The 19,670-nt window shown below is 31.3% G+C and carries 21 protein-coding genes; 10 read left to right on the forward strand and 11 right to left on the reverse strand.

The features are described from left to right. The first annotated feature begins 22 nt into the window (after nt 1-22). From IEW75_RS02880 to IEW75_RS02905, 6 genes are all read left to right on the forward strand, one after another. Nucleotides 23-1,723, forward strand: a complete 1,701-nt coding sequence (locus tag IEW75_RS02880; protein WP_134247582.1) for a GMC oxidoreductase — start codon at nt 23-25, stop codon at nt 1,721-1,723. A gap of 42 nt (nt 1,724-1,765) precedes the next feature. Then, nucleotides 1,766-2,386 carry a gluconate 2-dehydrogenase subunit 3 family protein gene (locus tag IEW75_RS02885; RefSeq protein ID WP_134247581.1) on the forward strand — a complete coding sequence of 207 codons (621 nt, stop codon included), beginning with the start codon at nt 1,766-1,768 and terminating at the stop codon, nt 2,384-2,386. Nucleotides 2,387-2,568: 182 nt separating this feature from the next. Beyond that, complete coding sequence (gene galK / locus IEW75_RS02890; RefSeq protein WP_134247580.1) at nt 2,569-3,696, forward strand: galactokinase; 1,128 nt, start codon at nt 2,569-2,571, stop codon at nt 3,694-3,696. A gap of 118 nt (nt 3,697-3,814) precedes the next feature. Continuing rightward, nucleotides 3,815-5,467 carry a sodium/sugar symporter gene (locus IEW75_RS02895; RefSeq protein ID WP_134247579.1) on the forward strand — a complete coding sequence of 551 codons (1,653 nt, stop codon included), beginning with the start codon at nt 3,815-3,817 and terminating at the stop codon, nt 5,465-5,467. Nucleotides 5,468-5,617: 150 nt separating this feature from the next. Next, nucleotides 5,618-6,223, forward strand: coding sequence for a sugar transferase (locus IEW75_RS02900; RefSeq protein WP_134247578.1), 606 nt, complete (start codon nt 5,618-5,620; stop codon nt 6,221-6,223). Nucleotides 6,224-6,225: 2 nt separating this feature from the next. After that, a complete protein-coding gene (locus IEW75_RS02905) occupies nt 6,226-6,822 on the forward strand; it encodes an acetyltransferase (protein WP_134247577.1) in 597 nt (198 codons plus the stop codon). Between the two features lie 287 nt (nt 6,823-7,109). Here IEW75_RS02905 and IEW75_RS15730 read toward each other — a convergent pair whose 3' ends face one another. The 3 genes from IEW75_RS15730 to IEW75_RS02920 form a co-directional block, all read right to left on the reverse strand. Then, complete coding sequence (locus IEW75_RS15730) at nt 7,110-7,442, reverse strand: GIY-YIG nuclease family protein (RefSeq protein ID WP_229714383.1); 333 nt, start codon at nt 7,440-7,442, stop codon at nt 7,110-7,112. 49 nt (nt 7,443-7,491) lie between these two features. Further along, nucleotides 7,492-8,595 carry a DUF4407 domain-containing protein gene (locus IEW75_RS02915; RefSeq protein ID WP_134247576.1) on the reverse strand — a complete coding sequence of 368 codons (1,104 nt, stop codon included), beginning with the start codon at nt 8,593-8,595 and terminating at the stop codon, nt 7,492-7,494. Between the two features lie 244 nt (nt 8,596-8,839). Then, nucleotides 8,840-10,063 (reverse strand): MDR family MFS transporter, encoded by a 1,224-nt coding sequence (locus IEW75_RS02920; RefSeq protein WP_134247575.1) that lies wholly within the window; start codon nt 10,061-10,063, stop codon nt 8,840-8,842. 251 nt (nt 10,064-10,314) lie between these two features. Between IEW75_RS02920 and IEW75_RS02925 the strand changes: the two genes are divergently transcribed. Continuing rightward, the gene (locus tag IEW75_RS02925) at nt 10,315-10,932 is read left to right on the forward strand and encodes a DUF1684 domain-containing protein (RefSeq protein ID WP_134247574.1); all 618 of its coding nucleotides are present in this window, start codon (nt 10,315-10,317) and stop codon (nt 10,930-10,932) included. Nucleotides 10,933-10,996: 64 nt separating this feature from the next. Here the strand turns inward: IEW75_RS02925 and IEW75_RS02930 are convergent, their stop codons facing one another. The 8 genes from IEW75_RS02930 to IEW75_RS02965 form a co-directional block, all read right to left on the reverse strand. Continuing rightward, entirely contained in the window at nt 10,997-12,238 is a 1,242-nt protein-coding gene (locus IEW75_RS02930) for an ammonium transporter (RefSeq protein ID WP_134247573.1), read from the reverse strand. A gap of 19 nt (nt 12,239-12,257) precedes the next feature. Then, a complete protein-coding gene (locus tag IEW75_RS02935) occupies nt 12,258-12,596 on the reverse strand; it encodes a P-II family nitrogen regulator (RefSeq protein WP_134247572.1) in 339 nt (112 codons plus the stop codon). Nucleotides 12,597-12,826: 230 nt separating this feature from the next. After that, nucleotides 12,827-13,513, reverse strand: a complete 687-nt coding sequence (locus IEW75_RS02940) for a TorF family putative porin (RefSeq protein WP_134247571.1) — start codon at nt 13,511-13,513, stop codon at nt 12,827-12,829. Between the two features lie 45 nt (nt 13,514-13,558). Next, nucleotides 13,559-14,755: an ammonium transporter gene (locus IEW75_RS02945; RefSeq protein ID WP_134247570.1), complete on the reverse strand. Its 1,197-nt coding sequence runs from the start codon at nt 14,753-14,755 to the stop codon at nt 13,559-13,561. Between the two features lie 38 nt (nt 14,756-14,793). Next, nucleotides 14,794-15,132 carry a P-II family nitrogen regulator gene (locus IEW75_RS02950; protein WP_134247569.1) on the reverse strand — a complete coding sequence of 113 codons (339 nt, stop codon included), beginning with the start codon at nt 15,130-15,132 and terminating at the stop codon, nt 14,794-14,796. Between the two features lie 221 nt (nt 15,133-15,353). Then, on the reverse strand, nt 15,354-15,725 hold the full coding sequence (gene crcB, locus IEW75_RS02955; RefSeq protein ID WP_134247568.1) for a fluoride efflux transporter CrcB: 372 nt from the start codon (nt 15,723-15,725) through the stop codon (nt 15,354-15,356). 113 nt (nt 15,726-15,838) lie between these two features. Further along, nucleotides 15,839-16,804: a BT_3928 family protein gene (locus IEW75_RS02960; protein ID WP_134247567.1), complete on the reverse strand. Its 966-nt coding sequence runs from the start codon at nt 16,802-16,804 to the stop codon at nt 15,839-15,841. 100 nt (nt 16,805-16,904) lie between these two features. Next, nucleotides 16,905-17,447 carry a DUF1599 domain-containing protein gene (locus IEW75_RS02965; protein ID WP_134247566.1) on the reverse strand — a complete coding sequence of 181 codons (543 nt, stop codon included), beginning with the start codon at nt 17,445-17,447 and terminating at the stop codon, nt 16,905-16,907. A gap of 65 nt (nt 17,448-17,512) precedes the next feature. Between IEW75_RS02965 and IEW75_RS02970 the strand changes: the two genes are divergently transcribed. The 3 genes from IEW75_RS02970 to IEW75_RS02980 are packed head-to-tail and all read left to right on the forward strand — an operon-like array spanning nt 17,513 to nt 19,625. Then, nucleotides 17,513-18,097 (forward strand): LOG family protein, encoded by a 585-nt coding sequence (locus IEW75_RS02970; protein WP_134247565.1) that lies wholly within the window; start codon nt 17,513-17,515, stop codon nt 18,095-18,097. Then, nucleotides 18,094-18,918 (forward strand): dihydropteroate synthase, encoded by an 825-nt coding sequence (gene folP, locus IEW75_RS02975; protein WP_229714384.1) that lies wholly within the window; start codon nt 18,094-18,096, stop codon nt 18,916-18,918. Before IEW75_RS02970 ends, folP begins: the two co-directional genes overlap by 4 nt. Further along, nucleotides 18,915-19,625 carry a hypothetical protein gene (locus IEW75_RS02980; RefSeq protein WP_134247564.1) on the forward strand — a complete coding sequence of 237 codons (711 nt, stop codon included), beginning with the start codon at nt 18,915-18,917 and terminating at the stop codon, nt 19,623-19,625. Before folP ends, IEW75_RS02980 begins: the two co-directional genes overlap by 4 nt. Nucleotides 19,626-19,670 lie beyond the last annotated feature (45 nt).

Here is a 19,670-nt window from a genome sequence, read left to right on the forward strand (position 1 = left end):
AATTTATTTAGTAATTTTTTGAATGAATACAATTGATAATACAGAAATTTACGATGCCATAGTGATTGGTACTGGAATTTCTGGAGGATGGGCAGCAAAAGAACTTTGCGAACAAGGTTTAAAGGTTTTGGTGTTAGAAAGAGGGCGCATGGTAAATCATATTACAGATTATCCAACAGCGACTGTGGATCCTTGGGATTTTAAATATAGAGGTTTAAACAACAATAATGATGCTAAAACACAACTAAAACAAGAAAGATCTGGATATGTAACTCAAGACAAAAGCAAGCATTGGTTTGTCAACGACTTGGAACATCCCTATAGTGAAACAAAACGATTCGATTGGATTAGAGGTTACCATGTTGGTGGTCGTTCTATAACTTGGGGGAGGCAATGTTTACGATTAAGCGATTTAGATTTTGAAGCCAATAAAAAGGAAAATATTGCAGTAGATTGGCCTATTAGATACAAAGATATTGCACCCTGGTACGATAAAGTTGAAGAATTTATTGGTGTTTCTGGAGAAAAATTAGGATTACCACATTTACCAGATGGCATCTTTTCCCCACCTATGGACTTAAACTGTGTTGAAGATGAGTTTAGAACTAAAATTTCTAAAAACTATAGCGATAGATATTTAACAATTGGTCGTTTTGCAAATTTAACAGGAGACAAAGTACACGTGGGTCGTAGTAAATGTATGTATAGAAACAGATGTATTAGAGGCTGTCCTTTTGGAGCTTATTTTAGCAGTAATTCCTCAACACTTCCAGCAGCTCAAAGAACTGGAAATATGACATTAAGACCACATTCTATAGTTCATAAAATTGTATATGACACTCAAAAAAAGCTAGCAACAGGTGTTGAGATTATCGATTCCGAATCGCATGAAAAAATAACCTTTTCGGCAAAAATAATTTTTTGTTGTGCTTCAACAGTTGCAAGTACTGCCATTTTATTAAATTCTACTTCAAAAAGATTTCCAAATGGTTTGGGAAATGACAGTGGTGAATTAGGACATAATTTAATGGACCATCATTTTAAAGTTGGCGCTACAGCTACCATAGAGGGTTTTGACGATAAATTTTACACAGGAAGAAGACCTGCAAGTTTTCATATCCCTAGATTTAGAAATTTAAAAGAAACTGAAAAACACAACTTTTTAAGAGGTTATAGTTTTCAAGGAAGTGCCAGCAGAACAGGTTGGAGCAGGGCAATAAAAGAATTGAGTTTTGGAGCAGATTTAAAAGAAGAACTTTTTAAACCTGGACCTTGGAAAATTGGAATGACTGGTTTTGGAGAATGCCTACCCTATCATGAAAATAAAATGGTTTTAAATCATAAAAAACTAAATGAATGGGGATTGCCAACTGTTGATTTTGATTGTGAATTTAAAGAAAACGAAAAGGAAATGCGGAAAGATATGATGCAGGAAGCTGTAAAAATGTTTAAAGCTGCTGGTTTTAAAAACGTAGCAGGATATGACGAACCTTGTTTTCCAGGAAATGCCATCCATGAAATGGGAACTGCACGCATGGGAAGAGATCCAAAAACGTCTGTTTTAAATAAGAATAATCAACTACATAGTGTATTAAATGTGTACGTAACCGATGGTGCCTGTATGACCTCAGCTGCTTATCAAAATCCGTCACTAACCTATATGGCTTTAACCGCAAGAGCAGCAAAACATGCAGTTGACCAACTTAGAAATAAGAAATTTTAGAGATAAAAAAGGACACAATATTTAAGTGAAAAATAGTTTAAGATGAAAAGAAGGGAATTACTTAAAAAAACGGCATTAGCTTCCGGTTGTATTGTTGCAACTCCTACATTATTAGAATTGTTGGTTTCTTGTCAAGAACAACCAACTTTAAGTTGGAAACCACTTTTTTTAGATAAAAAACAAGCTTTTGTAGTTGAAAACTTAGTGGATTTAATTCTACCAGCTTCAAGTACTGTTGGCGCTTTAGAGTTGCAGATACCAAAATTTATAGATTTAGTTTTAAACGATGTACTTCCAAAAAACGAACAAACTATTTTTATAAAAGGCGCACAATTTTTTCATCATAAATTTGAAGCCATGTTTAACAAAGCTGTTTTAGAGGGAAGCAAAGATGAGTTTTTAACACTACTTTCTAAGTATTTTAAACTCTCTGCTGAAGACCAAAAGAATGTTTTCAAATTATTAGAAAAAGATGAAAAATCGATTGAAAATATTGAGTTATATGTTATTTACAAATATCTAACGTGTATTCGATATTATACTTTATTTGGGTATTATACTTCTAAAGAGGTCGGTACTGAAATTTTAAATTACAATCCAGTTCCCGGCGAATATAATGGATGTGTTCCTGTTTCAGAAGTTGGAAATAGTTCGTCTATTTAAATTTTTATAATAAATTTACTTCAGTGCCTTATGATACAGTCTAAAATATAAACTATAATTTTAGGTATTGTACCTTTTCATCTTTTTTTTAAAAAACATATTAATATTTTACAAAAAGATGTAAATTAGCACTCTAATTTATTAAATGTAAATAAAACATTTATTTTAAAGAGCTAATTATAATGGATTTAAATGAGCAGCATTATAACCTAACCATAAATTCTCCTGGAAGAATTAATTTAATTGGAGAACATACAGATTATAATAATGGATTTGTACTACCAACTGCAATTGATAAAAAAATTCAGTTTAAATTTAAAAAGAACGGAACCCCAACTACTTGCAACGTTTATAGTAAAAATTTTGATACCAGTGTTACATTTGATCTAAACACTATAAAACCAAGTAAACACCAGTGGGAAAATTATATTTTAGGCGTAATATTTGAAATACAACAACTTACAGACAAACTAGAAGGTTTCGATTGCATATTTACAAGTGATATTCCTGTTGGTTCTGGAATTAGCTCTTCGGCTGCGTTAGAATGTGGTTTTGCGTTTGGTTTAAATGAATTATTTAATTTAGGATTGTCTAAAATTACCCTTGTAGAAATTGGGCAAAGAGCTGAGCATAATTATGTAGGTACAAAATGTGGTATTATGGACCAATTTGCTTCAGTAATGAGCAAGGTTGGTCATGTAATATTATTAGACTGCCAATCTCTAGAGTACCAGCATGTCCCTATTCATATTAAACCTTATAAAATACTATTGTTAAACACAAATGTATCACATAATTTAGCCGACGGTGAATACAATAAACGAAGAAGTTTATGTGAACAAGGGGTTGCAATTATTCAAAAGAATTACCCAAATGTAACATCATTACGCGATGTGTCTTTGGAAATGTTAGCCGAATTTAAAGAAACATTTACAGAAGATATGTTTAACAAATGCACCTATGTTGTTGAAGAAAAAACACGGGTATTAGACTCTGTTGAAGCATTAAAAAACAAAAATCTCGCTATTTTAGGAGCAAATATGTATGCAACTCATAATGGGTTGTCTAATTTATATGAGGTAAGTTGTCCGGAATTAGATTTCTTAGTGGCATTTTCAAAAAATTTTGATGCCGTAATTGGCGCACGTATGATGGGTGGTGGTTTTGGAGGCTGTACTATAAATATTATTCATCAAGACGAAGTAGCTGCATTTACGGAAGCAGCATCTCAGGCATATTTTAATAAATTCAACATTAAATTAACCGCCTTTGAAGCAAATCCAAGTGAAGGGACAGCTATTGAAAATTAAATTTGGGAGTACCAACTTAAAGAAAATAACTAAATTCGCTTGACTATATTAAAAACATACATTTTTATACAAAGAGGAATAAAAATAAAGGAAAATCAACTAAACTATAACAATTATTATGACATCACATTTCGGATTTTGGGATTATTTTATCTTTATAGCCTATGCCATTTTAATCCTAGGAGTTGGATTATGGGTATCTAGAGATAAAAAAGGACATGAAAAAAATGCAGAAGATTATTTTTTGGCTAGTAAATCGCTTCCTTGGTGGGCGATTGGAGCTTCATTAATTGCAGCAAATATTTCAGCAGAACAATTTATTGGAATGTCAGGATCTGGATTTGCTTTAGGTTTAGCCATTGCTTCCTACGAATGGATGGCGGCAATTACCTTAATAATTGTAGGGAAATACTTTTTACCAATTTTTATTGAAAAAGGACTCTATACCATACCAGAGTTTGTAGAAAAAAGATTTTCAACCAACTTAAAAACCATTTTAGCTGTATTTTGGATTGGGTTATATGTGTTTGTAAACTTAGCTTCGGTATTGTACTTAGGTTCTTTAGCTTTAGAAACCATCATGGGCGTACCAATGGTTTATGGTGTAATTGGTTTGGCTTTATTTGCTGCAGCTTATTCACTCTATGGTGGACTTTCGGCGGTTGCATGGACAGATGTAATTCAGGTAGTATTTTTAATTTTAGGAGGATTGGTTACAACCTATATTGCTTTAAATACTGTATCTGGTGGTGAAGGTGTTCTAGCAGGAATAAAAACTGTTTATGAAGCTGCTCCAGATCGCTTTGCTATGATCTTGGATAAATCGAACCCAGAATTTAAAAACTTACCAGGAATCGGGGTTTTAGTTGGTGGTTTATGGGTAGCGAACTTATACTACTGGGGTTTTAATCAATATATAATCCAAAGAACTTTGGCAGCAAAATCTTTAAAAGAATCTCAAAAAGGCATCTTATTAGCAGCTGGATTAAAGTTAGTAATTCCTTTAATTGTAGTTGTTCCAGGTATTGCGGCTTATGTAATGGTAAATGACCCAGAGATTATGACGCGCTTAGGAGCAGCAGGATTAAAAAACTTACCTTCATTAGAACAAGCTGATAGAGCATACCCTTGGTTGTTACAATTTTTACCAACCGGAATGAAAGGTGTGGCATTTGCGGCGTTAGCAGCAGCCATTGTATCTTCTTTAGCTTCTATGTTAAATTCAACATCAACCATTTTCACAATGGATATTTACAAACAGTATATAAACCCTAATGCAAGTGATAAAGCTACCGTAAATGTTGGTAGAATTTCTGCAGCTGTAGCATTGATAATTGGAAGTATTATGGCACCTTTATTAGGTGGTATAGATCAGGCTTTCCAATTTATACAAGAATATACAGGAATTGTATCTCCCGGTATTTTAGCAGTATTTATGTTAGGGTTGTTCTGGAAAAAAACAACCAACAAAGGTGCTATTATTGGAGCTTTAGCTTCTATTCCAATTGCAATGTACTTTAAAGTTGCCCCTAAAGGATGGTCAACAAGTACTATCTTTTTAGACTTACCTTGGATGGATCAAATGGGTTATACTGCCATACTTACCTCTATAATAATTATGCTTGTAAGTTATTTACAACATAAAGGAAAAGATGATGAAAAAGGTATTGAAATTTCTAAAGAATTGTTTAAAACAAGTCCGTTATTTAATATTGGAGCCTTTGCAATTATGATAATTTTAGTTGCATTGTATGCAGTTTTCTGGAAATAAAATAAATCTTACCAAAATATAAATGTCTGTTCATGTATTTTTTATAAAAACTATGTGAGCAGACTTCTTTATTATTCATTTACTGAAATAGGGTTTTATTATAATTTTTTTTCATACGATAAAAACCATTAAATTTACACTTAAAAAGAAGTGTATAAAACCTACCTTAAGAGATTTTTTGATGTAGTACTTTCGTTTATTGGGTTACTTGTGCTCTCTCCTATTTTATTAATTGTTATATTATTATTAACAATTGCAAATAATGGAAAACCTTTTTTTTTTCAAATGCGTCCTGGGTTAAATGGACACTTGTTTAAAATTATCAAGTTTAAAACAATGAATGATAAAAAAGACAGCAAAGGTAATTTATTAAATGACAGCAAACGACTGACAAAAGTTGGAAATTTTGTTAGAAAAACTTCTTTAGATGAAATTCCACAACTCATAAACGTGCTTAAAGGAGATATGAGTTTAATTGGTCCTAGACCATTACTGCCAGAATACTTACCTTTATATAATGAGGAACAAAAAAAACGTCATAATGTAAAACCAGGTATTACTGGTTGGGCACAAGTAAATGGTAGAAATGCCATAAACTGGCAACAAAAATTTGTATTCGACGTTTGGTATGTGCAACATCTCAGTTTTAAATTAGATGTAAAAATTTTAATTCAAACATTTCAGAAAGTGTTAAAATCTGAAGGTATTTATGCAAGTTCAACTATTGTAATGAATCGATTTAAAGGAAATAACTAAGTATGTATTTATATGGAGCAAGTGGTCACTGCAAAGTGATTATAGATAGTATTGAGTCCTCAAATTCAAAAAAAATTGAGGGTGTATTCGATGATGATATTAACTTAAAAAAAATATTAAATATCCCTATTTTAAAGTATGACAACTTTGATAAGCATCAAATTCATGAATTATTTATAAGTGTTGGCAATAACAGTGTTAGAAAAATAATTGCCGAAAGTATTAAAGCAACATATGGTACTGTAATTCATGTAAGTGCGTATGTATCTAAATATGCCTCAATTAATAAAGGTACTGCTGTATTAGCAAATGCAGTTGTAAATACTTCTGCTAAAATAGGTAAACATTGTATTATTAATACAGGAGCTATTGTTGAGCACGATTGCGAATTGGAAGATTATGTTCATATTTCGCCTAATGCTTCTCTTGCTGGAAATGTGAAAATTGGAGAAGGAAGTCATATCGGAATAGGCGCTCAAATTATTCAAGGAATTACCATTGGCAAATGGGTAACTATTGGTGCTGGAACCGTGGTTATTAGAAATGTACCAGACAATAGTTTGTTTGTGGGAAATCCTGCGCGTGAAATTAAGAAATAACCTTTTTTACTGTGTTTCCTAACAACAAACAACTGTTTGCGAGATCATAAAAAAATAACTACATCATGTTTCGATTTACTTCTTGAGCCCCGGATCAAGACTTCGAGTCCGCTCAGTAACAAACTGGTTTAGGGTAACATTATATAACCCCCGTCTTGCTGAATTTAGTTCAGCATCTGTGTATTACAGAACAAAATCATACCACATTACAAATACTACAATTCAAAATATAAATCAATTAAATTAGGATTAAAGTCTTTAACCAAATTCCATTTCCAGTCCGAATGCTAGTTCTTTAGTTGTTTCTCTCTTTTTAATGCAAGAGTAATATCAGTGAATTTTTCAAAATATAATAATTCATTACAATTGTATTTTTTTGTAAAAATTGAACCTTTATGATTTTTATGTTCTTCAATTCTTTTTTTAAGATTAGCTGATATTCCAATATATAATACAGTTCTATTTTTATTAGAGACTATATAAATATAACTTTCTTTCATAATTTTTTTTGGAAGGTACTGCTTTGTACTTTTACATATTTTGTAAAATTCTAACTTCACATCATGAGATCCTGAACTAAATTCAGGATGACGTATAGAACAAGTTTGAGATGACGTCATTTAGAGCTCGTTACTACTGAAATAACTTCTATCTTTATGATAAAAAACTTTACCCAACTGTATTTTTTTGAGATTTATAAAAAGCATCTGCCTGAAATTGTAAAATTTCTCGGGCTTTTTGTTTTTTATAGTTGTACAATTCTTCCTCTTCGGAAAGATCGTTATAAATTTTTTCGTTAAGAATTATATCTGTATTTAATACATTACTGCGTTGTTGTTCCTTTTGAGAAACCCAAGTTTTTACAGCATTTTCTATATCCTGTATTTTAAAATCATATTCGCCTTTTGGAGCAATCAATTTTGAAAAGATAGGAGAAGTTTCTATTGCTAAAAATAATAAGAAAATAAAAAACGAAGGTAACCAAGGTAGTTCATTCAATGCGTTTATTCTTGCCATTAAACCATCAAAACCATCAATAATTGGTTGGGTTGTAATTACCTGTTCTTTTTGCTGATTTGTTAATGCTAAAATTTGACTTTCTTTTTCACTAATCTTTAATTTATTATCCGTTTTTAATTGCTGTAATTCAGCCAAGGCGGCATCGTGTTTCTCTCGTTTTTCTTTGTAAACAGGACCTTTCCCTAACAATTTTGTACCTGCTGTTCCTTCGGCTTCAGAAATATATGTGTTATACAAGGCATTGGTTTCGTCTTCTTTTGTAATTATTTCTTGTTTTAATTGCTCAATTTCTGTTTGATATGCAGTAATTTCTGGTGAAAACTGATTTGCAATTTGATTTTTATTTGCAAGTGTGAGGTCGTTTTTTTGAGTTAGCAAAACTTGATTGACTTCCTTTTCAAAAATCTTCATTTCCAATGGTTTAGAAATAACTATTGCTATAATTACAGCAAGAATAATTCGTGGTGTGGCTTGTAAAACTTCTTTCCATTTATTGTCTTGTTTTTTTATAGTTGAAACAATAAAACGATCTAAATTAAAAATAAGAAGACCCCAAACCAAGCCAAATATAATTGCTGTAACATACGAATCAAATACCGTATACAACGCATAGCTAGTTGCAATAAATGCCATTACAGCCGTAAAAAAAACAGTACCGCCTATCCCAGCAAATTTTGTTTGTTCAGCCTTTGAACTATTTTTTAAAATATCGGTATCAGCGCCAGAGCACATCCAAAAGAATTGTTTAAGCATAACATAGTAGTTTGTAATGCAAATAACGCAGTCTTTTTAAAAATGTTGTGTTTTAATAGTATTAAAAAAGAAATGAGATTACTACTAAACTTTTATATCTGTCTTTTTATTGTTTAAAACATGCGTGTTTTTTCCAATTTACAACCAACTAATAAATTATACCACATTTACATTTTAGGTACTTAAAATATAATTATAAAGTTTTCCATCAAACTAATTTTTAACCTTTTCTAAAAAAACCACTTTACACTTTCTCTTTGTTTAATAATTGTTTTAAAAAAAGCATTAAAACAACCGCAATTAAACCTAAACTTCCCATAAAAAACCAATTCACATTGAAACCATATCTATCTATTATTTCCATCCCAGTTTTAGCACTAAAAATATGAGCCCAAGAAAACGCCATGGTATAATATGCCAAATACATACCGTCTTTTCCTTTTGGAGCTCTATTCATTGCAAAATTATTTGTAAAAGGGAATGCCAACATTTCTCCAATGGTTATTAACAACATTCCAACAATTAAAATCCCAAACCAATTTGAAACATTTAGCACTAAAAAGCTTAAAGCCATTAAAACTAAACTCCACGTAATAATTTTCATTCTATTAATTAGTGTTTTTTCTATTGCATGTATTAAAGGCATTTCAAATAAAAAAATAAAAAAACCATTAAGCGACATTAACAATCCAATTTGAACTTCGGATAACGCATGAACTTCTTTATAATACAAAGGCATTGTTGTAAATAATTGTAAAAAAATAAAACCCATTATAAAAACTACTGTTAAAAACACTATATACGGATAATCCTTAAAGACAGAAGTTGCGCTATTTTCAGAAAAAATTTCAATAGACTTTTCGGAAGTTTTTTTAAGTTTTTTAGGGTGTAACACTAATTTCATTAAAAAAATTGCGGCAATACAAGTGATACCATCAACCCAAAATAAACCTGAATAATTTATTGTTGCAATAATAATTCCACCTAAAAAAGGTCCAAAAGAAAAGCCTAAATTAATTGCCAAACGAACTAATGTTAAAGATCGTGTTTGATTTTCTGGTTTACTATAGGCTTTTAGCGATACAAACATTGCTGGTCTAAAGGTATCTGCCACCGTCATTGTAATAAAAATTCCGATTGCAAACCCAATAAAAGTATGTACAAATTGTAATGCAATAAATAAAAAGCCCGTAGTTAATAAACTCCAGAACATTACTTTATAAAACCCCACTTTATCTGTTAATTTTCCACCTAACCAAGATCCTAACAAAGATCCAACACCAAAACAAGACATAATCCAACCAACTTCAGATAACGACAATTTTAAATCTTTTGTTAAATACAACGAAAGAAAAGGCAACACCATTGTTCCTGCCCTATTTATAAACGTTATTAATGCCAACCACCAAATTTCTTGTGACAATCCGCTAAACGAATCTTTATATGATTTTACTATTTTTAGTACCATTACTTAAAACTAAAAAAACCCAGCAAATTGCTGAGTTTAGAATGAATTGATATTATTTATTTAGGAATAATTATAACATATACATTGCCCAGCAGTTTTTTAAAAACCACGTACATACCGTATTATATTGTTTATAATATTTCATGTGAATGCTAACTATTTAGTTCAAAGCTACACTATTTTTTTTATTTAATATACTTTTTAAATGTAACTATGCTACTTTTGTGCATTAAATATTAAATTCTATAGCAATGAAGCAGCTTACAATTATTATATGTTCATTTTTTCTATTTACAAATTGTACCCAAAAAGCCCATACTTATAGAGATGAAGTTAAACTATTTCAGTATAAATTAAATACACAATATGCAAGCGCAGAAGTTTCTCCATTAACAAAAGAAGATTTAAAAACATTTAAATCATTAGCTTTCTTCGATATTAATGAAACTTATAAAGTTGAGGCGAGTTTTAAATTAACTCCAAACACACCCGTATTTGCAATACCAACTACAACCGATCGATTACCTTTATACAGAAAATATGGTATTGCAACTTTTACTTTAAACGGTGAAAGTTTAGAACTAAGTTTATACCAGCATCAAAATTCTATGACTTCTTTTGATGATGAAAATCAACTGTTTTTACCCTTTAACGATACTACAAATGGAACAACTTCTTATGGTGGCGGACGTTATATAGATATTGAAATACCAAAAAAAAGTAGCAATACCGTTGTAATAGATTTTAATAAATCTTACAATCCCTACTGTGCCTATAATTATAAATATTCGTGTCCAATTCCTCCAAGTGAAAACAATTTACCAATTGCAATTTTGGCGGGAGTAAAAGCGTATGATAAGACTCATTAAAAAAAGCCTGTCCAATTAAATTGAACAGGCTTTTTTATTACTATATTCTTGTGAAATACTATAATTAATGTTGGTTTAAACGAAAATCTGGGTACGCATCCATACCGTGTTCGTGTATATCTAAACCTTCTTGTTCTTCTTCTTTAGAAACTCTTATTCCAACAGTGCTTTTTAATGTTTTTATTATAGCATAAGCCGAAATTAAACAGGTGGCTCCTATAGCAAAAATTCCAACTGCTTGGTATCCTAATTGCGCCCAACCAGCTAAATCTCCAAATATTCCAACTGCTAAGGTTCCCCAAATTCCGCAAATTAAATGTACTGCAATTGCCCCAACTGGGTCATCTAATTTTAGTTTATCGATTAAAGCAACACCCAATACTATTAAGGCACCTGCTATAAAACCAATTAAAATAGCATCGGTTACACTCATTAAATCCGCACCAGCTGTAATACCAACCAATCCTCCTAATACACCGTTTAAAAACATAGACAAATCATATTGTTTATATTTAAATAACGATACTAAGAAAGCACCCAATCCACCAGATGCTGCTGCAATACAAGTTGTTACTAAAACTAGTGAAGTTGCACCTGGAGCTGCAGAAAGCACAGAACCTCCATTAAACCCAAACCAGCCCAACCATAGAATGAATACACCTGCAGTTGCAAATGGCATATTATGTCCAGGAATTGCTCCTACAGAACCATCTTTCTTAAACTTACCAATTCTTGCACCCAATAACCAAACCGCAACAAGTGCAGCCCAACCACCAACTGAATGTACTAAAGTTGATCCTGCAAAATCGTAAAACCCTAGGGAGTCTAACCAACCTGCTCCCCATTTCCAAGAACCTACAATAGGGTAAACTAAACCAACATAAATAATTGTAAATATCATAAATGCACCAAGTTTAATTCTTTCCGCTACAGCCCCAGAGACAATTGTAGCCGCAGTTGCCGCAAACATTCCCTGAAACAAAAAGTCAGTCCAATAGGTATAGCCTCCATCTGCATAACCAGCTGTTAAACCATTCTCAGGCATACTTAATCCAAATAAATCGACAAAATAATCTGGTATAATTCCAGCAATAAATGATCCTGGGTACATTAGATTAAAACCAACTAAGGCATATAAAACTAATCCTATACAAATAATAAATACATTCTTAAATAAAATATTTATTGTGTTTTTTTGTCTTGTTAATCCAATTTCTAAAAGTGAAAATCCTAAATGCATTAAAAATACCAAAGCTGTACAAATCATCATCCATACATTGTTCACTGTAAATAACGTTTCTTCCATAATTGTAATATTCTACTTTTTATTTTAAAGATTCTGATCCTTTTTCCTTTGTTCTAATCCTATATGCTTCTTCTATATTTGAAACAAATATTTTACCGTCTCCAACAGCTCCTGTATAAGCATTATTTAAAAGAACTTCAATTGTTCTGTCTAAAAAAGAATCTGAGACAACAATAGATAAAAATCTTCTTTGTAATTCCGAAGTACTATAACTTACCCCTCGATAAACATGGCCTTCTTTTTCATTTCCTACTCCAGTTACATCCCAGTAACTAAAAAAATTCACTTCAATTTCATGCAAAGCCTCTTTAACTTCAACAAATTTTGATTTTCTTATAATTGCTTCAATTTTTTTCATTTTAATAGATAGTTTATAATTTATTTGGTCACAAAAATAAATAAAATAATTGAACCCCCTAATTTTTAGGGGTTCAAAATATATTTTTTAGTATATTTTTAATTTTACCCTGTATTTTTTAACTATATACAGATAATTATAATATTTTTTATGTAAAAGTGCTTAAAATAAAATCGCCTAACAACAATTTGTCGTTAGGCAATTTTCAACAAACCTTAACCATAATATTATTATAGAGATAAAACAAACACTAAATACGCATCATCACTATTAGGATTAAATATTGCAGAAGCAGAAACTCCCAAACTAAATGCATCCGTAATCTTAACATCTTTTGACGCAGAAACCCCCACATTTGTTAATGCGAAATCACCATCTGTGGTATAAATTTCATTTCCACCTCCAACAAAGGCTCCCATTTCAGTACTTCCAATTTTAAACGGAACTCCAAGCTCTGTATAGATTGAATTAGCATCATCATTGTATACATTAGCAAACACCGCTAACGAAACTGGAAAAGAATCCACGCCATTGAAACTTAACGACGCCTCTCCAATATGATTTTTCATCATAAAATAACCATCTGAATTTGCATCAGTCGGGAAAGCATAATCTGTAAAACCAACTGAGATTGCACCAAATGAATAACCTGCATAAAAATCAAACTCTTGTCCAACAACTTCCCCACCCGTTTCATATGAAGCCCAAACTCCAAATGTAAAATTACCAGACGCCAACTCTGCATACGGCTGTAAAACTGGAGAATCCGAATACGCTCCACCTCTCCATACATATCTACTTGCATAATCTACACCTATATCAAAAGTAGCTTTTGATTTTTCTTCTTCTTGAGCGTTCATTGTAGATACTGATAAAATAGCCACAAATACTACTATAATTCTTTTAATTGTTTTCATCTTTTTTAGTTTTAATTTAATAATGTTCTTTTATATTTAACTTAATTAATTGTACACGTTTGATTTATGCTCATGGATATCTAATCCATCAACCTCTTCCTCTTTAGAAACTCTTAAGCCAATTGTTTTCTTTAACACATATAAAACAACAAATGCCGTTCCAGCTGCCCAAGCTCCTATTGACAATACTCCTATTGCTTGAACTCCCAATAATGAGAATCCACCACCATACAACAAACCACCATCTAGCGCAAATACACCTACCAGTAAAGTCCCCAGAGCACCACATACACCATGCACTGAAACCGCACCCACAGGGTCATCTACTTTTAATCTTTTATCAATAAATTCAATAGAAAGCACAACTACACCTCCTGCAATAGCCCCAATAATAGCAGCACCTGCAGGACTTACAGCGGCACAACCAGCTGTAATACCAACTAGTCCAGCCAAAGCCCCATTCAAAGTCATAGAAATATCAGGCTTACCATACAACATCCATGATACAAACATTGCGACCATCGCTCCAGCAGCAGCTGCAAGATTTGTTGTAATTACAATACCTGCAACCGCATTTGCATTATCCCCAGATATCGCCAATTGTGAACCAGCATTAAAGCCGAACCAACCTAACCAAAGAATAAAAATACCTAAAGCACCTAATAACAAGTTATGCCCTGGTATTGCATTTGATTTTCCATTAGTATATTTTCCCAATCTTGGCCCAACTAAAATTGCACCAACCAAAGCTGCCCATCCACCCACAGAATGCACAACAGTAGAACCTGCAAAGTCTACAAACCCAAGCTCAGTTAACCAACCATCACCTTGCCACACCCAGTGGCCAGAAATTGGATATATTACTACAGTCATTACAAATGAGAATATAATATAAGTAGAGAATTTTGTTCTTCCCGCAACTGCTCCTGATACAATTGTTGCCGCAGTAGCAGCAAACACAGTTTGAAAAAACAAATTATGCATATCATCAACATTATCAAAAAATAATGTTGGTGTACCTATTAATGACCCTATTGACTCCCCATACATTACTGTATAACCAATGGCCCAGAAACCAAGACTACCAATACACAAGTCCATTATATTTTTCATTATTATATTTCCGGCATTTTTCCCCCTGGTAAATCCAGTTTCCACTAGTGTAAATCCAGCCTGCATAAAAAACACTAAAATCCCACAGATTACAATCCACATTAAGTCTAATACAGCGTTAGCTTCCATAATTTATATTTTTATAATTAGTTAATTTTTTTTAGTTTTTAGTTTATAGCCTTTATACCTTTTTCTTTGGTTCTTATTCTATAAGCCTCATCTATTGTTGAAATAAACAATTTACCATCTCCAACAAAACCTGTTCCTGCAGATTTTAAAATTGCATCAATAGTAATTTCCAAAAAAGGATCAGAAACAACAATTGATAAAAATCTTCGCTGAATATCTGATGTGCTATAACTAACACCCCTATAAACATGACCTTGTTTTTCATTTCCAACTCCAGTTACGTCCCAGTAACTAAAAAAATTGACCTCAATTTGATGCAAAGCTTCTTTTACTTCATCAAATTTTGATTTTCTAATAATAACTTCAATTTTCTTCATAATAAAGTGATTTTCATAATTGATTCTGTGACAAAAATATATTTATAAATTAACACCCCCTAATTTTTTAGGGGGTGTTGGTTAATTTTTACATATATTTAATTTTACACCCTGTTTTTTTACAGGGTAAACAAATATTAATGTGCTATTTTATCATATTAGGACGTAAGAAAACACCTCTATTCAATATAGAGGTTAAATAAGCACATAAAAAAGGTAAATTAAAATACTTTTGAAAAGTAGAGTCCTATAAAAACTGCCAGTAAACCTAAAACAATAGATCCTAAGGCATATATTAGAAAAGAAAAGTAATCGCCATCTCTAAGTAAAAGGTGGTTTTCATAAGCAAAAGTAGAAAATGTGGTAAACCCACCACAAAAACCAGTAGCTAATAAAAAAACATAGGTATTGGAAGTATTTGCAACCTTTGCTGCATAACCTAAAACAATACCTATAATTAAACTTCCTAAAATATTTACTAGTAAAGTACCATAAGGTAGGGCATTTTCAGTATTATTCAGCCACTTACCAATTACATATCTTAGTACACTTCCAAGTCCCCCTCCAAAAAAGATTAATAATAGTGGTTTCATATATCTTTATCATTCTTTTGTATAGGACATGCTTCGACTTCGTTAAGTACAGGCAAGTTTTTGTTCACTATTAGTTAATTTATTTAGTTTTAAACTTTTTAGACACCGTTTTATTAATTGAATGTAATTTCATCCGCATCAGTCCAACTCCATTTACCCATTACAGTACCTTTATTTAATGTTATAATTCCTGGATTAGACCTAATAATAGTCTTCAACATGGTTTCATCACCAAAAAGCATCTCAAAATTAAGATCGTATTCATCTTTAATTTCCATAAAATCTTCATTCATTGAAGCTGATAATGCATATACTTTATAACCGCTTTTTAAAGCTTCATCTGTAGTTTTTTTTATTACAGTAAAACCTTCCTTGTCGCTAACATTAAGGTTGTAGCTAACTACTAGCATTATTCTATCAGCTTCTAAAACAGCATTTGTTAATTCTTCTCCATCTTCAGCTTCTAAAAAGAAATCGTGAATTGCAGGTTCTTTATTCCCTACATATTCCATTTCGGCAGGAATATTTTTACCAATTGCATAAGGTCTAAAATCAATTATAGGTAAATGAATTAATACATAATATACAATATAAAGAAATATAAAAAATGAAAGAAAGGTTGTCCATTTTGCAAATGCAAGATTAAACAATGGCATTATATGTTTATAACCTTTTACTAAAATTAGAATAAACACAATTAACACAATATTCTTATAGAATGTTCCCCAGGTCGATAATTTTACCGCATCTCCAAAACAACCACAATCTGTAACCTTATTGTAATACGCTGAGTACCAGGTTAAAAATAGAAAAATACTAATTATTGCTAATAAGCTCCATACTGTCAGTTTTGGCAAGTAGCCCACCAAAAGCATTACACCTAAAACTATTTCAGCCAAAATTAATATTATAGAAAATGGCAATGCATATGGAATTAAAAATTCTAGATTTAATACATCTGCTCCAAAATACTCTTGAAATTTATAAGCCGAACCTAAAGGATCTACTAATTTTACAAAACCTGAAAAAATGAATGTTATAGAAACAATTAATCGAGATAGGTGTACAAGTAATTTCATGTGTTTATTTTTATTGTTTTTCAATGGTCACATGCTGTTCGCTTTTAATCATCCCCTTGAGTGATAAACATTTTAGCATGCTCGTTTCATTTATAAAAATTTATTGTTGTTCATTTATATGTATTAAAGCAAAAACAGCATAATTAATCATATCTTGATAATTTGCATCGATTCCTTCAGAAACAATAGTTTTTCCTTTATTATCTTCAATTTGTTTAACGCGCAATAATTTTTGTAGAATTAAATCTGTTAAAGAGCTTATACGCATATCTCTCCAAGCTTCTCCATAATCATGGTTTTTATCTTCCATCAATTGCTTTGTAATTGCAATATGCTTATCGTATAATTCTACGGCTTGTTCATTAGAAATATCAGGTTGTTCAACAACTCCTTTTTCCAATTGAATTAAAGCCATTACCGAATAATTAATAATTCCAATAAACTCCGAAACTTCACCTTCGTCCACTTTTCGAACACTATTTTGTTGCAATTGACGTATGCGTTGGGCTTTAATAAAAATTTGATCTGTTAAAGATGGTAGCCTCAAAATACGCCAAGCAGCACCATAATCTTGTAACTTATTTATATAGAGTGAACGGCATTTTTTAATAACGTCGTTATATTGTTTTGAAGTTTGTTGCATGTAACTTTAATTATTTGCGTAAATTTCGAACAAATTTAATGAATTAAAAAATCAATTATAAAATAATGAAGAAAGTTGCCGTTTTTTGTGGCTCTAGCCTTGGTTTTAATGAAGTTTATAAAAATGATGCCATAAAGCTTGGTCTGTATTTTGCTGATAATAATATTGGATTGGTTTATGGTGGGGGAAAAATTGGAATGATGGGTGTTATAGCTGATACAATTATTGCAAAAAAAGGCGAAGTTATTGGTGTAATTCCAGGATTATTGCGCCACGAAGAAGTGGCTCATACAAATATTACCGAGATGATTGTTACCAAAACAATGAGTAAACGGAAAGTTAAAATTAGCCGATTGGCTGATGGTTATATTGCCATGCCTGGTGGATTTGGTACTTTAGATGAAATTTTTGAAGCACTTACATTAAGTCAGCTAGGTATTGAGCAAAAACCTGTGGGAATTTTAAACACCAATGGTTTTTTTAATCATTTAATCAAACAATTAGATGTTATGGTAACGGAAGGGTATTTAAAACAATCTAACAAAGAAATGCTAATTATTAGTGATTCTACAGAAGACTTATTGGCGAAAATGTTTAGCTATAAAGCTCCAATGCAAACAGAAGTTATAAATAAAGTGGTAAAACAATGAAGTCAATTAATTGTAACGGCACTTTAATCGATTTAACTTCACCAAAAGTAATGGGAATTTTAAATATAACTCCTGATTCTTTTTTTGACGGTGGAAAATACAAAAATGACAAAGCAATTATTGCTCAAGTTGAGAAAATGCTTGTTGAGGGTGCTACTTTTATTGATATTGGTGCATATTCATCGCGTCCAGGAGCTAAACATATTTCTGAACAAGAAGAATTAGAACGCATTTTACCTGTTGTAAGAACATTAGTAAAAGAATTTCCAGAAATACTAATTTCAATTGACACTTTTAGAAGTAACATTGCAGAAAAATGTATAGAACATAGCGCCTGTATTATAAATGATATTTCGGCAGGAAGTATGGATCCCACAATGTTTAAAACCATTGCAAAACTTCAAGTACCTTATATTATGATGCATATGCAAGATACACCGCAAATTATGCAGGCAAACCCAACTTATAAAAATGTAGTCACCGATATTTTATATTATTTTTCTAAAAAAATACACGAATTACGCGCCTTGGGTGTAAACGATATTATTGCAGATGTTGGTTTTGGATTTGGTAAAACTATAGAACAAAATTATACATTATTAAAAAATTTAGACCTGTTTAAAAATCTTGAAACACCAATTTTAACCGGTGTATCTAGAAAATCTATGCTTTATATACCGCTAGAAATTACACCTAAAAAAGCATTAAACGCTACAACCGTTGTTAATACAATTGCATTATTAAAAGGAACTAATATTTTAAGGGTTCACGATGTAAAAGAAGCTGTCGAATCAATTAAAATTATAGACTTAATAAAATGAAAAAACTCTTATTCATATTTATCTCAACAATACTACTAAGCTGTAACAAAAAAGAGCTCAAAGTTCCAGTGTTAGCGGTAAAAGGAATCCAAGAACTGCAAGATCATTCTCAAATATGGATGTTTTTTGAAATTAAAAACAACGACACTATTGCTAATATAAATAGGAAGAACACTATAAGTTCAACACATTGGATTTATAACATCGATAGAAAATTACCCCTAAAAGCAATTATTCCATCTATTACTAAATTTCAATACAAACACGCGAATGGCATCCATTCTAAAGAAGGACGATTCGATTATTTTAGCTATGCAGATACTATTTCAGACAAGTTATCATTTATTAAGTTTGATGGTGTAGTTTTTAAACAAGACAGCGTTTTATCTAAAACGTACATTAAAAAAAATAGCGACAACTATTTTAATTACAACAATATAAGCCTAACTTTTAATCCGAAAAACACATGGATTAATGATGCTAAAATGGAAGACGGAGAACTAACAACTACCTTACTGGAATTTATAGATTTCTCTTCAGAAGGTGCTAAAACAATGCTTCATTTAAACTTTAATCAAGATTTATTGTATCAAGATTATTTATATTATTTAACGCTTATAAAATCAATTTCAAACCCTGGTATTTTAATCAATACTATAGAATTTATTTTTGATCCAGCAAAAGTTCCAGATTGCGGTTGCGATTAGTTATTTAGTATGCAATCTTTTTTATATTTTTACCAAAAACAATTC

The organism is Lutibacter litoralis (assembly GCF_014646675.1).
Classification (GTDB): Bacteria; Bacteroidota; Bacteroidia; order Flavobacteriales; family Flavobacteriaceae; genus Lutibacter; species Lutibacter litoralis.